This is a genomic window from Nocardiopsis alborubida (assembly GCF_012396365.1).
Lineage (GTDB): Bacteria > Actinomycetota > Actinomycetes > Streptosporangiales > Streptosporangiaceae > Nocardiopsis > Nocardiopsis alborubida.
Window position 1 is genome coordinate 1 of record NZ_JAAXPG010000047.1, and the last position, 14,453, is coordinate 14,453.

15 protein-coding genes are annotated in these 14,453 nt (G+C 72.5%); 14 read left to right on the top strand and 1 reads right to left on the bottom strand.

The window, feature by feature from the left end; translation table 11 throughout:
* Window positions 1–822 (bottom strand): hypothetical protein (locus HGB44_RS30140; RefSeq protein ID WP_168444210.1); only part of this gene is annotated, 822 nt, incomplete at its 3' end.
* Window positions 823–1,286: 464 nt separating this feature from the next.
* Between HGB44_RS30140 and HGB44_RS30145 the strand changes: the two genes are divergently transcribed.
* From HGB44_RS30145 to HGB44_RS30210, 14 genes are all read left to right on the top strand, one after another.
* Window positions 1,287–1,856 carry a DeoR/GlpR family DNA-binding transcription regulator gene (locus HGB44_RS30145; RefSeq protein ID WP_061080119.1) on the top strand — a complete coding sequence of 190 codons (570 nt, stop codon included), beginning with the start codon at window positions 1,287–1,289 and terminating at the stop codon, window positions 1,854–1,856.
* Window positions 1,857–2,454: 598 nt separating this feature from the next.
* Window positions 2,455–2,988: a hypothetical protein gene (locus HGB44_RS30150; RefSeq protein WP_061080125.1), complete on the top strand. Its 534-nt coding sequence runs from the start codon at window positions 2,455–2,457 to the stop codon at window positions 2,986–2,988.
* Window positions 2,982–3,845 carry a hypothetical protein gene (locus tag HGB44_RS30155; RefSeq protein WP_061080118.1) on the top strand — a complete coding sequence of 288 codons (864 nt, stop codon included), beginning with the start codon at window positions 2,982–2,984 and terminating at the stop codon, window positions 3,843–3,845. Before HGB44_RS30150 ends, HGB44_RS30155 begins: the two co-directional genes overlap by 7 nt.
* A gap of 21 nt (window positions 3,846–3,866) precedes the next feature.
* Window positions 3,867–4,541 carry an SAF domain-containing protein gene (locus HGB44_RS30160; protein WP_061080117.1) on the top strand — a complete coding sequence of 225 codons (675 nt, stop codon included), beginning with the start codon at window positions 3,867–3,869 and terminating at the stop codon, window positions 4,539–4,541.
* A complete protein-coding gene (locus HGB44_RS30165; protein WP_061080116.1) occupies window positions 4,541–5,314 on the top strand; it encodes a P-loop NTPase family protein in 774 nt (257 codons plus the stop codon). Before HGB44_RS30160 ends, HGB44_RS30165 begins: the two co-directional genes overlap by 1 nt.
* A complete protein-coding gene (locus HGB44_RS30170) occupies window positions 5,311–6,669 on the top strand; it encodes a CpaF family protein (protein ID WP_061080115.1) in 1,359 nt (452 codons plus the stop codon). The genes HGB44_RS30165 and HGB44_RS30170 overlap by 4 nt, the downstream gene beginning before the upstream one ends.
* Window positions 6,657–7,550: a type II secretion system F family protein gene (locus HGB44_RS30175; RefSeq protein ID WP_061080114.1), complete on the top strand. Its 894-nt coding sequence runs from the start codon at window positions 6,657–6,659 to the stop codon at window positions 7,548–7,550. The genes HGB44_RS30170 and HGB44_RS30175 overlap by 13 nt, the downstream gene beginning before the upstream one ends.
* Before the next feature lie 413 nt (window positions 7,551–7,963).
* The gene (locus HGB44_RS32280) at window positions 7,964–8,440 is read left to right on the top strand and encodes a type II secretion system F family protein (RefSeq protein ID WP_231972385.1); all 477 of its coding nucleotides are present in this window, start codon (window positions 7,964–7,966) and stop codon (window positions 8,438–8,440) included.
* Between the two features lie 27 nt (window positions 8,441–8,467).
* Window positions 8,468–8,638 (top strand): hypothetical protein, encoded by a 171-nt coding sequence (locus HGB44_RS30185; protein ID WP_168444211.1) that lies wholly within the window; start codon window positions 8,468–8,470, stop codon window positions 8,636–8,638.
* Window positions 8,639–8,676: 38 nt separating this feature from the next.
* A complete protein-coding gene (locus tag HGB44_RS30190; RefSeq protein ID WP_061080112.1) occupies window positions 8,677–9,003 on the top strand; it encodes a TadE/TadG family type IV pilus assembly protein in 327 nt (108 codons plus the stop codon).
* Window positions 9,000–9,434, top strand: a complete 435-nt coding sequence (locus HGB44_RS30195) for a TadE/TadG family type IV pilus assembly protein (RefSeq protein WP_061080111.1) — start codon at window positions 9,000–9,002, stop codon at window positions 9,432–9,434. Before HGB44_RS30190 ends, HGB44_RS30195 begins: the two co-directional genes overlap by 4 nt.
* Window positions 9,431–9,832, top strand: a complete 402-nt coding sequence (locus HGB44_RS30200) for a TadE/TadG family type IV pilus assembly protein (RefSeq protein WP_061080110.1) — start codon at window positions 9,431–9,433, stop codon at window positions 9,830–9,832. The genes HGB44_RS30195 and HGB44_RS30200 overlap by 4 nt, the downstream gene beginning before the upstream one ends.
* Before the next feature lie 16 nt (window positions 9,833–9,848).
* Entirely contained in the window at window positions 9,849–13,160 is a 3,312-nt protein-coding gene (locus HGB44_RS30205) for an OmpA family protein (RefSeq protein ID WP_061080109.1), read from the top strand.
* A 125-nt stretch (window positions 13,161–13,285) separates the two neighbouring features.
* Window positions 13,286–14,305 (top strand): glutathione S-transferase family protein, encoded by a 1,020-nt coding sequence (locus tag HGB44_RS30210; RefSeq protein WP_061080108.1) that lies wholly within the window; start codon window positions 13,286–13,288, stop codon window positions 14,303–14,305.
* Window positions 14,306–14,453 lie beyond the last annotated feature (148 nt).

Consider the following 14,453-nt stretch of genomic DNA (forward strand, 5'->3'; position numbering starts at 1 on the left):
GGGGCCGTCGGGGGTGTCGCGGATGGGGGGTCCGGTGGGTGGCCCTCCGCTGGGTCCGTCGCCTCCGGTGCGGATGAGGGGTGGTGGGTCGGGGAGGAGGTTGAGGTTGTCGAGGCCGTTTTTGAACAGGTTGGTGAGTTGTTTGCTGAAGAGGCCGTCGAGTCCTGCGGAGAAGACGGCGGACAGGGCGCCTTCGATGGTGGCGCCGATGTGGGCGCTGCGGGTGAGGTTGTGGTCTTTGTGGTGGCGGGTGCCGCGTCCGATCTGGATGCGTTGGATGATGCTGTCCATGCTGGCGAAGATCTGGCTGATGATCTGGTGGCTGGGCACGGTGATCAGGAGCCAGGTCAGGATGCGGCGCATGGCCAGGCTGCGGATGGCCTTGAAGATGGGGATCCATTTCAAGGAGGCGCCGAAGGTGAACTTGGCGGTGGCGATGGCCCAGGCGATCTCGGCGATGAGTTGGATGAACTGGCCGATGACCATCATGTGCATGTACTCGACGTTGGCGCGGGCCTTGAAGAGTTCTTGGGACATGGTGGCGGAGTTGGCGCGGGCGGAGCCGACGTAGTCGTTGTCGCCGGTGGTGAATTGGTCCAGGGAGCGTTCGTAGTGGTCGGCGGTGCGTCCGTCGAAGCTGCGTCGGGCGTGGACGCGGCTGAGGTCGAAGAGGTCGTCGAGGACGCCGAGGCGTTGGTCGAGGGCGGCGTAGACCTCGGAGGCGCGGCCTAGGGCGGCGATGCTGGCTTTGGGGATCTCGATGCCGGTGAGGGCTCTGATGGCGTCGCGTGAGGAGTCGGACATGTTCTCGTCCAACGGCATACGCGTCTCCCCCCTCCACGACCGCTCCGTAAGAGGGTGAAAGTAGCACCAGTACACCCGGATGTGGAAGTAGTTGTCCTTCTGTTCCCGTTCGCGTTCGTGTGTGTTGCCTTGTGTGACCTGCGGCTGTGGTAGGTGTCCCGGCTGTGGGCCTCTCCTCCGGGACCGATTCCGGCCCGCTCTCCCGGAGGCGCCGCTCCGCAGGTCAGCGGCTCCCGTCCGCGGCCTGCACCCAGGGTGACGTTGCCATTTCGCAACGGTTTTCCCCGAACAGTGGGGGTATTCGCATACCGTTCCCCTTCGGCCGGGATGCTCTCTTCGTGAGGAAGCAGAGGACCCGATCGAATTCACTCGCCGGGCCAGGGCCCGTCGCCCCCTCGGCCAAGGGGCTGACCATCGACGGATCGGAGGACCTTGTGAGTGGTCTCAGTGGTGGCGCCACAGTCGTCAGGCACACAGCGGGAGTGAGTGCCACGACGACACCGTCCGGAACGGGGCGGCTCTCGGCCGCTGAGGGCCGGATCGCCAGGGCCGCCCTGGCGGAGCTGCCGAAGGACGGGGTGGTCATGCTCGACGCCGGACCGATGACGGAGCGGATCGCGTGGCTGCTGCCCGCCGGTTGCGGGCTGAGCGTCCTGACCAACTCGGTTCCGGCCGCACTGGGCCTGGCCTCGCGCCGCGACCTCTCCGTGCACCTGTTGGGGGGTCGGGTGAGCGCGGCGGCCGGGACCACGCTCGCCTCCGTGCGCCTGCTGGACCAGCTCCACGTCGACGTGGCCTTCATGGTCGCCGACGGTGTGTCCCCCGAGCGCGGACTGACCTGTGCGGACCCCGCGGAGGTGATGGCGAGGCAGGCCATGGTGCGGGCCTCGGCCAGGACCGTGCTGCTGGCCGACCACACCAGGATCGGCGGCGACCGCATCGCCCGCTTCGCGCGGCTGCGCGAGGTGGACTGCCTCATCACCGACACCGGCACCGACCCCGACGACGTCCGGAGGCTGCGCGGACGCGGCCCGCGCGTGCTCGTGGTCTGACCCCCGTCCGGCGGCGAACACGCTCCGTGCCGAACGCGTTCGCCGCCGGACGCGGCCGGGCCGCTGAAGGGTGTGTCGCGATCCACACCGCGGCGCCTCTCCCGCCTCGTCTCCAGCCCATCCGGCGGGGCGGGGGCGGGGAAACCTGCTCTGACCGCCGTGTCGTTCAGATGTTGTTTTGCGTGTGTTTGTCGGAGGGCTGCGGGCGCGTGGTCTTCGCGGGTTGCTGTGAGGCTGATGTCCGGAAGCACGAACGGGTCACAGTCACAGAAGGGGAACGGGGGGTTGTTACGGCAGGCGACTTCTCTATAAGCTCACGCAAGGACAGATAAAACCCAACCAATACCACGTGGTTTCGGTCAGTCCTCGGGCTCCGCCCCGCGCGACTCCGGTCACGCCGGCCCGTGGCGGACCCGAACCCGGGCGGGGGACCCCCTCCTCCGTCCGTCCGCTCAACGGCCCCCGCGTCCGGTCCCGTGACCTCCCGGGCGCAGGAGACCGCCCCCGCCCCTCGTCGGAAGGGAAAGGGCCCGCTCACCGGGTCGGTTCCGCCATGCTGTACCACCCCTTCTCTTCCATGGCAGTGGAGAACGCACCGATGACGACAGCCGCGAGAAGGAACGGCGCCGTCCTACGCGCCGCCGCGGCCGCGGGATGCTGCGCGGTCCTCGCCCTGGCGGCGGGCTGCGCGTCCTCCGAGGACGCGGTCTCCGAGGCGGGGGCGGCACCGAGCCCCCCGGCCGCCCCGTCCAGCGACGAGGAGGCCGCGGCGCTCGCCGCCTACACCGGCATGTGGGACACGGTCGTGGCCGCCTCCCACGAGGGCGGCGAGGTTCCCCCCGAACTCCAGGACTACGCCGTGGGCGGCGCCTACGCCCTCATGAGCGCGGCACTGGAGGGGGCCCGCGTCTCCGGTGGACAGGTCACCGGAGAACCCGTCCTCGACCCCGTCGCCGCTGTCGAGGGGCCCGACAGCGCGACGGTCGACGACTGCCTCGACGACTCCGGCTGGAACCTCGGCATGGGCTCCTCCCCAGGGCAGGGCCCGCGCCTCGTCGAGGCCACACTCATTCACGACGGACTCGCCTGGCGCGTGTCCGACCTCAGGATCTGGGAAGCGGGATCATGCTGAGACTCGTACGACCCGCGGCCACCGCCGCGGTACTGACCCTGCTGGCGGCCGGGGCCGCCACCCCCGCGCACGCCGACGACAGCTCCTTCCTCGGCCAGATCGAGTGCGGAAGCTCGGGCGGCAACGGCTGCTCCATCCTGCTGCGCTGGTGGCAGAGCCAGGCGGGCCAGCAGGGCTCCGGCGGTTCCGGCGGCTCGGAGGGCTCCGGCGGCTCCGGCGCCCAGGACGACCCCTACGCCCACGTCGACTGGGACGCGATCGACTGGTCCCAGGTGGACTGGGGCGCCATCGACTGGGAGTCCATCGACTACGAGCAGGACGGGGAGGAGGGGCAGGAGGGCACCGACATGGTCACCGCCCTCCAGGAGGCCATGGCCTCCTTCGAACTTCCTCCGCCCCGGATCGAGACCTCCCCGGGCAGCGACTCCCTGGTCCTGGTCAACACCCCCGTGTGGCTGTGGGTGGAGTCCCAGGACTGGGAGGCCACCGAGGCCTCCGCCGAACTCCGGGACTCCTCCTTCACGGTCAGCGCCAGCCCCGTCTCCACCGTCTGGACCCTGGGCGACGGCACGCAGATCAGCTGCGAGGGCCCCGGAACCCCCTTCGACCCGGCCGTGCACGACCCCGAATCGGCCTCCCCCGACTGCGGGCACGTCTACACCCTGCCCTCCGACGGCCAGCCCGGCGGCGCCTACCCCGTCACCGTCCAGGTCGGATGGAACGTGGGCTGGGAGATCACCGAGGGCGAGTTCGCCGAGGGCGCGACGGGCGAGTTCGACCCGCTCACCACGACCTCGCAGGTCGAACTCCAGGTGGCCGAATCCCAGGGCCTGGTCACCGGCACCGGCAACCGCTAACACCGAAAGAAGACGACAGACGTGGTGGACACGAAGACGGCACCGGCCCCCGCGGCCTCCCCGCGGCAGGGGGAGACCCCTCCGGTGCGGCTCCTGGGCAGCGGACCCCGCCGCTGGCGGTGGCTGGTCCTGGCCCTGGGCATGATGACCGCCGGCGGCCTGAGCGGCGTTGTGGCCCTTGAGCAGATGGACGACCGGCAGGGGGTGCTCGTCGCCGACGGCGACCTGCCCGCGGGCCACGTGGTGGCCGCGGAGGACCTGCGGGTCGAGCGGATCTCCGTCGCCGACGGGGTCTCCTTCGTCGGCGAAGAGCGCCTGGAGGCGACCGTCGGGCAGACCCTCACCGTGCCCGTCAGCGAGGGCGGCCTCCTCCCCGAGGCGGCCCTGGGCGCCGAGGCCGCCTTCCCCGAGCGCGACCGCGCCGTGCTCGGCGTGGCCCTGCGCGTGGGCCGCTTCCCCGCCTCCATCGGCCCCGGCGCCGCGGTCTCCGTGGTGGTCCACCCGGAGGAGGGCGCCACCGGCGGCGGCGTGGAGGCCTACCGCGCGCTCGTGCGCGACGTCCAGCCCTCCGCCGCCGAGGACGGCTCGGTGGAACTCGAACTCGTCGCGTCCTCCGCCGACGCCGCCGCCATCGCCTCGGCCGCCGCCGTCGAACGCGTCAGCGTCGTCCAGGTCAACCCCCGGGGAGGCGCGTGATGCCCCGGACCGTGGCGCTCTTCTCCCTGGGCGGAGCACCCGGCGTCACCTGCGCGGCCATGGCGCTGGCCGCGGTCTGGCCCGGCGGGGCCGGGGCCGTCCTGGTGGAGACCGACGCCTCCGGCGGCGACGTCGCCACCTGGCGCCGCCTCCAGCCGGACCCCGGCCTGACCGGCCTGGCCGCCGCCGCCCGGCACGGCGGGGCCTCCGCCGACCTGGGCGCGCACACGCAGATCCTCCCCGGAGGGCTGTCCGTGTGCCACGCGCCCGTCACCGCCGACCGCGCCGAGGGCGCGGTGCGCCTGCTCTCCCAGAACCCCGGCGTGCTCGTCTCCGCCGACGGGCCCGCCGTCGTCCTGGACCTGGGCCGCCTGACCCCCGGCGCGGCCGCCGCCGCGCTGGCCACGTGGGCCGACGAGGCCCTGCTGCTCGTCGCCGACGACCTGGCGCAGCTGCGCCGGGCCAAGGAGGCCTCCGAGGCCCTGACCCGCAGCCTGCCGCGCCTGCGCACCGTCGTCGTCGGCGGCACCGGGAGCGTCCGCGAGATCGAGGGCGCCCTGGGCCCGGGCGTGTGGGGACGGCTCCCCTCCGACGCGCGCTCCGCGGCCTTCCTGCGCGGGGAGGCCAACCCGCGCAAGCCGCAGCGCAGGCCCCTGCTCAAGGCGGCGGCGCGCCTGGCGAAGGACCTCGCCGAGGGTACCCGCCCCGCTGACCAGGCCGACGGCACCGAAGCCCCGGTGCCCGCGCCCCAGGCGACGGGAGTCCACGCATGAGCAGCGGACACGACGTCGGGTACGACATCACCGACGGCTACTTCCTGGACACCGACCGGTCCCGCACCGTGGCCGACCGCGTGGAGCGGACCGTCACCGAGGCCACCCGGCGGCTCAGCGAGGAGACCCGGGGCCAACCCGAGGACACGCCCGAGGAGTACCGCGCCCGAGCCGAACGCGTCATCGCCCAGATCCTCGACGAGGACGCCAGCCGCGCCCTGTCCGAGGGCAGGCAGGTGCTCGACGCCACGACCGAGGCCTCCGTCGCCGCGGGCGCCCTGGCACGGGTGTGCGGACTCGGTCCCCTCCAGCCCCTCCTGGACGACCCCGGGATCGAGAACATCAACATCAACGGCGTGCACGTGTGGGTGCGCCGCGCCGACGGCAGCCGCGAGCGGCACGACTCCCTCTTCGACGACCCCGAGGAGGTCGTGGCCCTGGTCCGGCGCCTGGCGTCGGAGTCGGCCACGGGGGAGCGCCGCTTCGACCCGGGGGCGCCCATCCTCGACATGCAGCTGCCCGGCGGCGAACGCCTCAACGCGGTCATGGAGGTCGCCCGGCAGCCCTCGGTGTCCATCCGCCGCCACCGCTACGGCCGCACCACCCTGGGCCAGCTCCACGAACTGGGCACGATCGACGAAACTCTGGTCGCCCTGCTGCGCGCGGGGGTGCGCTCCCGCCGCAACATGGTCATCACCGGCGGCACCGGCGCGGGCAAGACCACCCTGCTGCGGGCCCTGGCCGCCGAGATCCCCGTGGACGAACGCCTCGTCACCATCGAGGACGTCTTCGAGCTGGGACTGGACCGCGACCGCGAAGCCCATCCCGACTGCGTCGCCCTCCAGGCCCGCCCGGCCAACGTCGAGGGCGTCGGCGAGATCACCATCGCCGACCTCGTGCGCACGGCCCTGCGCATGTCGCCCGACCGGGTCATCGTCGGTGAGACGCGCGGACACGAGACCGTCCCGCTGCTCAACGCCATGAGCCAGGGCAACGACGGCAGCCTCACCACCCTGCACGCCGCCAACTCCGCGGGCGCCTTCACCAAGCTGGGCGCCTACGCCGCCCAGTCCGCCGAGCGCCTGCCCCTGGACGCCACCGCCTCCCTGGTGGCCGCCGCCGTGCACCTGGTCGTGCACGTGTCGGCGCTGCCCACGGGCGGGCGCATGGTCACGAGCGTGCGCGAGGTGGTGGGCGCCGAGGGGCAGAACGTGGTCTCCAACGAGATCTACCGGCGCGACCGCAACGGGCCCCTGCCCGCGGCGCCGCCCAGCCCCAACACGCTCGACGCCCTGGCCGAGGCCGGGTTCGACCCCGCGATGCTGAGCCCGGACACGGTGGGGTGGGTGCGGTGACGACTCCTGTTCTGCTCATCGCCGCCGCCGGTGCCCTGCTCGGCGCGGGGCTGTGGCTGGCCCTGGCCTCGCTGGCCGCGTCCGGTGGGGGCTCGCGTACCTCACGGGTTCCGCAGTGGCGGGCGCTCCTGTTCGGTCAGCAGCGGCCGTTGAGGCTGATCGCGGCGATCGTCGGCGGCCTGCTGGTCTGGTTCGTCACCGGGTGGCCGGTGGCCGGTGTGCTCGCCGCCGCCGGTTGCTGGTGGGGGCCCGCGGTGCTGGGTCCCGACCGCGGTCACGAGAAACAGGTGGCGGGGGTCGAGGCCGTCGCGGCCTGGACCGAGATGCTGCGCGACCTGATGGCCGGTGCGGCCGGTCTGCACCAGGCCGTGGCCGCCACGGTGCCCATCGCACCCGAGCCGGTGCGGGAGCCGGTCGCCAGGTTGGCGGACCGGTTGCGCGCGGGCCAGCCTACGCAGGGCGCCCTGCGGGCCTTTGCTGACGAGGTCGACAATCCCACCGCTGATCTGGTGGCTGCCGCGCTGACCACTGCGGCCACCCGCCACGCCACTGACCTGGGCACGCTGCTCGGCAGCCTGGCCGAGGCAGCCCGGGAACAAGCGGCGATGCTCGTGCGCGTGGCGGCGAGCCGCGCACGGCTGCGTACGTCCACTCGGATCATCGTCGGTACGACCGTGGGTATGGCGGCGTTCATGCTGGTGACCAATCCCGACTACCTGGAACCGTTCGACGGCTTCCTGGGCCAGCTGGTACTCGCGGGTATCGGCGGCCTGTGGGCGGTTGCCTTGGTCTGGCTGGGCCGCATGTCCCGCTTCGATCTGGGACCGCGTGTACTCGCTCCTGAACCTGTCACAGCCCGTACTTCGGAGGCCGTCCGATGACTCCTGCCCTGGCCGCAGCTCTCGCAGGTGCCGCACTCGGGCTGGCCCTGTGGGCGCTCTTCGCCGCCCGTTGGGCCCGGCCTTCACTTGCTGAGCGCCTGGCCGCCCCGCCTCCTCCCCGTACTGTTGTGGCTGCGGGGCCGGACACCGGTGTACTGACGCGATTGGGGAAGATCGGGGTACCGGTCCTGGAAGGCTTCGGTATGCCAGGGCCCCGGACACGGCGCAACCTGCGGGTGTGTGAGCGCTCCCCGGAGTCCTACCTCGCGGAGAAATTCACCGCTCTGGTTTTGGCCCTAGCCTTCCCTCCGCTGCTGGGTGGCATGCTTTCCCTCGCGGGCGTCCTTCCGTCTGGTGCCCTCGCGGGGGCCATGTGGGTGGCTTTCGCTGTGATCGTTTGGTTCGCCCCAGACATGTCCCTGCGTGACGAGGCTGATAAGCGTCGGGAACGCATGCGTCGCGCCCTGGCCAGCTTCGCGGACTTGGTCGTGGTGTCCCTGGCCGGAGGCGCGGGCGTCAACGGAGCACTAGCTGACGCTGGTGCGGCGGGCAACGGATGGGCGATGGCCCGTATCCGGGAGAGTCTGCGTGAAGCAACGCTCATGCGCCATTCGCCCTGGACCGCGCTGCGCGAGCTTGGTGAGCGCTACGACACCCCCGAGTTCGCCGAACTTGCAGCCAGTCTTCAGCTCGCCGGAGCCGACGGCGCGCGTATCCGCAGCTCTCTGGCCTCGAAAGCCAAGACACTGCGGACCCAGTTCCTTGCCGAGATGGACGCCGAAGCCCAGTCCGCCACAGAGCGGATGAGCTTGCCGGTGGTCCTGCTCTTTACTGGATTCCTCGCCCTCCTGGGCTATCCGGCTATGAGCAGCATCCTGTTCAGCGCATAAAACCCCAACACACTTTGGAGACCCCCGATGCAGCGCATCACTGCCTACCTCAGCTCCCTGCTGCTCAGCCGCAGGGACGACGGCTACTCGACCGAGACGGTCATCATCACCGCTGCCCTGGTTGGTGCAGCTGCGGTGCTTGTCGGAGCTATCGGCACTCGTGTGGACCTCGAAGCTGCCGAAATTCTGGGCGGCTAGCCTTGCGCACTCCCCAGGAAGACCGAGGCAGCGCGGAGATGGCTGTGGCCGCTCCCATGCTGTTGCTCTTAGTCCTGCTGGTCATTCAGGCGGCTCTGTGGATGCACGGCGACAACGTCGTTGCCGACATCGCTCGCAGGACCGCTGAGCAGTCGCGCACGGCGGGCGGTGGCACGTCGGTGGCCGAGGGAGGAGGAAGCTCCTTCCTCTCCGGTCTCGACGTGTCCGTCAACCGCAGTGCGGAGGAGGTACGCGTGGTCGTGGACGCCGAGGTACCCACCCTCATCCCCGGCTTCAGTTGGCCGGTGGGACACGAGGTCACCGCGCCCGTGGAGCGCTTCGTCCCTGCGGAGGCCGCCCCGTGAGTTCTCGACAGCCCGCTGAAGCGGCTCAAGGAGACCGCGGTTCGGCCTCGGTGGAACTGGCTCTCCTCACCCCCGCCCTCCTGGCGTTCGCGCTCCTCATGGTGCTCGCCGGGAGGGTGGCGGACGCCAACTCCACCGCTGACCAAGTGGCGCACTCCGCCGCCCGGGCGGCCTCCCTCGAACGCAGCGTCGCCGCCGCAGAGGGAGCGGCCTCAAGCACCGCCGCGAGTTCCCTCGCTGAGAACGGTTTAGCCTGCGGCGACCACTCCGTCACCCTCGACCACGGCGGGCTGACCCCCGGAGGGGCGGTCACCGCCGTGGTCGAGTGCCGCGTCGGACTGGGCGACCTGACCGGGCTGGGCGTCCCCGGAACCATGACGATCACAGGGGACGCCACGGTCGTCGTCGACACCTTCAGGGGGCAGCCGTGAGACGCACGGACGACAGGGGCCAGACCACGGCGTTCGTCGCCATTCTGGCCTCGGCCTTCATCCTCTGCCTGGGCCTGGTCACCGACGGCGGCGGCCTGCTGCGCGCCCGCAACGAGGCCGCCACCCTGGCCCAGGAGGCCGCCCGGGCGGGCGTCCAACAGCTCGACTGGGCCTCCTACCGCGAGGGCACGAGCGAGGTCACCCTCGACCCCTCGGCGGCCTCCGCCGCCGCGCAGTCCTTCCTCAGCGCCGCCGGTGCCACCGGGACGGTCGCGGTCAGCGGCGACACCGTGACCGTGACCTGCTCGGTGGACTACTCCTTCACCCTCCTACCGATGGGCTCGACCACCGTCGACGCCACAGCCACCGCACGTCCCCACACCCAGCCGACTCCCTAGCTCCAGTGAGGCGGACATGACCCAGATCCGACGGCTGAGCGCCCTCCTGCTCGCAGCGGCGATCCTGCTCGGCATCCCCTACCTGCTCCTGTCGCATCTGCCCTGGCCGGAACTGCCGGACTCCTGGGCCGTGGCCGCGGCGCACCTGCGCGGCTGGCGTCTGCCGCCGGGTGTGTTCACCGCCCTGCTGATCACCGTGCTGTGGGTCCTGTGGGGCCTGTACACGGCCGGGCTGGTCGTGGAGACCTTCGCCCGCCTGCGCGGCATGCCCCGCAGGCTGCGACCCCTGGGGCCGCTCCAGGTGGTGGCGGCCGCCGCCGTGGGAACCGTGGCGGTCGCCCCGGCCACCGCGTTCGCCGACACGGTCACCACCCAGGAGGACCGCGAGGCGGACGGTGAGCAGGACGCCGACGCGCTGTCCGCCCCCGAGGAGGCCCCGTCCGCGCAGCCCGTCGAGCGGGTGCGCACCGTCTCCGGCTTCGGTGTCGGCTCGGCCGAGCTCACCGAGCAGATGCGCGACGACCTCGCGCCGGTCGCGGACATGATCGACTCCTACGGCGACACCGAGACGCCCGTGCGCATCACCGGTCACACCGACCCCAGCGGGAGCGTCCAGGCGAACCAGGAGCTGTCCGAGCGCCGGGCCCAAGCGGTCGCCGACCACCTCGACGAGGTCCTGGGAGAGGAAGCCCCGGAGATGGAGGTGGAGGGCGTCGGCTCCGAGCAGCCCCGCGAGGGAGGCGCCGCCGCCCAGCGCAGGGCCGAGGTCGCCTACACCGTCGTCCCGCAGCCGACCTCCCTCCAGTCGCGTGTGATGGCCGCCGAGGCCGAGGCCCCCGCTGCCGGGACCGAAGCCGACGAGGCCGCTGCCGCCGTCCAGGAGACCGACCCGGTGGCGGCGGCGGCCGACGCCGCTGCTGCCGAGGCCGCCGAGGACGGCGGCAACGTGCTGGTCGTGGAGATCCCCGACGGCGCCGTCACCGGAGCGGTGGCGTTCGCGGGCCTGGCCGGGGGATACCTGCTGGGCAAGCGGGGCGTCCGCGTGCCCGGTGTCAGCCTGAGCCTGCCCCGCCTGCCGAGGGCGCCCCGCCGCCTGGCCCTGACCGCCCCGCCGCCCCGGCCCACCCCCGGGGACGACATCGACGACCGGGTGACGGTGGAACTCGACCACGTGCCCGGCCTCGGCATCACCGGTCCGGGCGCGGCGGGGGCCGCCCGGCGCCTCATCGTCAACGCGCTCGACCGCCTCAACGACAACGCCGTGCGCGTGCTGCTCACCGAGACCGACGCCTCCCGCCTCGTGGGCGACCGGGGCCGCGACCTGCTGCGCGCGCACCCCTGCGAGCCCGTGCGGATGGTCGGCACGATGGAGGAGGCCCTGACCGTCCTCCAGCGTGAGCTGCACCAGATCACCGAGGAGCGGGGAGAGCGACCGCACACGCCCCTGGCGCTGGTGACCTCGCCCACCTCCGAGCACGAGACCGCGCTGTCGGGTCTGCTGCTGCACGGGCAGCAGCAGGGCATCACGGCCGTGGTCCTGGGCCGCTGGCCGCTCGGCGGCAGCTGTGTGATCGAGGAGGACGGTCTCATCACCGAGACCAGCCCTCCGCTCAACCCGGTCTTCCACTGCTCCTGGCCCGGTGCGACCGCGGAGGAGGTCATGGACGCCGTCCGCGCCTACCGCCACTCCTCGCCCGCCCTGGAGGAGACCGCCGACCGGGTGTCGAACAGGGAGGCCGTCCCGGAGGACGCGGTGGAGGAAGCCGGTTCCTTCGCGGAGCCGTTCCTCGGCGCCCTGGGGGAGCAGACTGCCGCTGAGACGGCGGAGGCGGTGGAGACGAACGAACCGGTGGAGACGGCTGAGTCGACTGAGTCGGTTGAAACGGCTGAGTCTCTCGAAACGGCGGAGTCGGTCGAAACGGCTGTGCGCGAGGAGAAGGACCAGAAGACCGAGGCGGTCGCGAAGGCCAAGAGGACCAGGGGGACCAAGAGGGCCCGGGAGGCCGACGCCTCGGAGGAGGGCTTCTGGGACGCCGACGTCTGGAACACCGACTTCTGGGAGACCGACGCGCGCACGGCCAGGAAGGCCGACGCGCAGCCCGAGGCCGAGCTGGCCGCACCTGGGTTGGCCGACGCCGAGCCGTCCGCACCCGAGTGGGCCGGTGCCGTGTGGTCCGAGGCCGAGGAGGCCGACAGGGCGCGGTCCGGGGCCGTGGCGGAGGCCCCCGCGCAGTCGGACGTCCGGTCGGACCGCTCCGTCGCCGAGCCGTCCGCGGTCGAGGAGACCGCGACGCAGGCGCCTTCGTCCGCACTGCCCGTTCCCGATGAGGCGCAGTCCAAGGCCGTGTCCGAGCCGTCCGCCGCCGAAGAGGTGGTGCCCGAGCCGTCCGCCGCTGCGCAGCCCGCTCCCGAGGAGCCGGAATCCCGGGAGGCCGTGACGGAACCGTCCGAGTCCGCGCGGTCCGCCGCCTCCGAACCCGCTCCGGAGAAGGCGGCCACCGAGGAGCCCGCGTCCGAACGGCCCTCCGCCGAGCGGTACGCCTCCGAGCTGGCCGCGCCGGCGCCGTCCGAGGCCCGGGAACAGCGTGCGTCCGAGGAGAGCGCGTCCGAGTCCTCCGCGCCTCAGGGAAGCGCGTCCGCGCAGTCCCCGTCCCGAAAGGGCGAGTCCGCGCAGGACACCGCCCCGGCGCGGGTGGGGCAGCCGGAGGAGCCCGCGGCCGAGCGCCCCGAGCCCGAGCAGCCCGAGCCCGAGCCCGCCCCCGCGAGGCCCGCACCCGGACGTCCGAGCACGGGCACGGTTCCGTCGGTGGTCGCCTCTCCGGCCCGCGCGGAACGCCCGTCCCAGCAGGCGCGCACGGTGCCTCCCCAGCAGGAGCGGACCTCCGAGGAAGAGGCATCCCCCGTCCGCAAGGCCGCCAAGCGCGCCGTACGCGCCCGCCTTCCGAAGCCGGGCGAGACCCCGTCCAGCACGTCCGCCCCGGCCGCCGCATCCGCTCCGGCCGCTCCGTCCGCTCCGGTGGGACGGCCCGAGCGGCCCGCGCGCCCAGAGCAGTCCGCGCGCCCCGAGCGGGCGCGCGCACGTGCCCAGGGCGCGGCGAAGCCTGGGGCGGACCGTTCCGACGGCCCCACCAGCCGTGTGGAGCGCCTGGAGAGGCTGAACAGGGCGGAACGCAGAAAAGCCACCGCCCCTGCCAGCGCCGTCACCGAGCGTCCGGTGGCGGATGCCGAGGGCGGGGAGTCGACTGAGACCCAGTCGTCCCGGCCCCTGCTCCGCAAGCCCAAGAAGGCGGGACGCGGAAGGACCTGGCGCCCCAGGGACAACTCCTGACCCAGGGCCCGGGCACGTCCCTGCCCCAGGTGTCGTAACACTGACGGCCGGAGTCGGCTCGTACACTGCACGGACAGTGTGCGCGGCTCCGGCCGATTTCCGCCAGAGTGACGAGGGGACCGAAAATGAGGGCCAACCGGATTCCCACCGAGGAGATCACCCGCGACCCGGCGGCCTTCGCCGACCGGGTCACCGCCGACGGCCGCTTCGGCCGTCGCGCCGAGCCCGGCCGCTACCGCCTGGTCGTGAGCCGAGCCTGCCCCTGGGCGCACCGGGTCGTCATCACCCGCAGGCTCATGGGCCTGGAACAGGCCGTCTCCCTGGCCGTCACCGACCCCCGCCAGGAGATCATCGAGGGCGACCCGCACTGGGTGTTCACCGAGGAGACCGGCAGCCCCGGCGACAGGGACCCCGTCCTGGGCATCCACGCCCTGCGCGAGGCCTACCTGGCGCGCGACCCCGGCTACGACGGCGGGGTCAGCGTTCCCGGCCTGGTCGACGTGGAGAGCGGCCACCTGGTGACCAACGACTTCGACCAGCTGGTCCGGGACATGGACACCGAGTGGGACGGGCTGGTCAGGGACGGCGCCCCGGACCTGTACCCGTCCGCGCTGCGCGACGAGATCGACGCCGTGTCCCGGGAGGTCTACACCGACCTCAACAACGGCGTGTACCGGGCCGGGTTCGCCCCGGACCAGAGGCGCTACGACGCCGCGGTCGCCGCCGTCTTCGCCAGGCTCGACGCGCTGGAGGAGCGCCTCACCGGTCGGCGCTACCTGGTCGGGGACTCCGTCACCGAGGCCGACATCAAGCTCTTCCCGACCCTGGTGCGCTTCGACGCCGCCTACCACGGCCACTTCAAGTGCAACATCCGCAAGCTGTCGGAGTACCCGGCGCTGTGGGCCTACGCCCGCGACCTGTTCCAGACGCCGGGGTTCGGCGACACCACGGACCTCGACCACGTCCGGATCCACTACTACTGGGTCCACACGGGGATCAACCCGACGCGGATCATCGCCGCCGGACCCGATCCGCGCGGCTGGCTCACCCCGCACCACCGCGAGGAACTGGGCGGCAGCCCCTTCGGCTCCGGTGCCGCCCCGGGGCCGGTCCCGGTCGGCGAGCGCGTCCCCGACGTGTCCTGACCCCCGGACCGGTTCGCGCCCTTCCCGGGGCCCCTGCCCGCTGGTGGACCGGCCGGAACCGTTGCCGGTGTGACACAAGGGTTCTGACCTGCGGTGATCCTGTACTTATAGCGCGTCTCGACCGTCCAACCCCGCTACAAGTACAAGA

What these genes read in the sequence shown, in the direction of transcription:
- HGB44_RS30150 (WP_061080125.1), top strand. Translation starts at nt 2,455, where the DNA reads ATGACGACAGCCGCGAGAAGGAACGGCGCCGTCCTACGCGCCGCCGCG.
- HGB44_RS30155 (WP_061080118.1), top strand. Translation starts at nt 2,982, where the DNA reads ATGCTGAGACTCGTACGACCCGCGGCCACCGCCGCGGTACTGACCCTG.
- HGB44_RS30165 (WP_061080116.1), top strand. Translation starts at nt 4,541, where the DNA reads ATGCCCCGGACCGTGGCGCTCTTCTCCCTGGGCGGAGCACCCGGCGTC.
- HGB44_RS30170 (WP_061080115.1), top strand. Translation starts at nt 5,311, where the DNA reads ATGAGCAGCGGACACGACGTCGGGTACGACATCACCGACGGCTACTTC.
- HGB44_RS32280 (WP_231972385.1), top strand. Translation starts at nt 7,964, where the DNA reads ATGTCCCTGCGTGACGAGGCTGATAAGCGTCGGGAACGCATGCGTCGC.
- HGB44_RS30185 (WP_168444211.1), top strand. Translation starts at nt 8,468, where the DNA reads ATGCAGCGCATCACTGCCTACCTCAGCTCCCTGCTGCTCAGCCGCAGG.
- HGB44_RS30190 (WP_061080112.1), top strand. Translation starts at nt 8,677, where the DNA reads ATGGCTGTGGCCGCTCCCATGCTGTTGCTCTTAGTCCTGCTGGTCATT.
- HGB44_RS30205 (WP_061080109.1), top strand. Translation starts at nt 9,849, where the DNA reads ATGACCCAGATCCGACGGCTGAGCGCCCTCCTGCTCGCAGCGGCGATC.
- HGB44_RS30210 (WP_061080108.1), top strand. Translation starts at nt 13,286, where the DNA reads ATGAGGGCCAACCGGATTCCCACCGAGGAGATCACCCGCGACCCGGCG.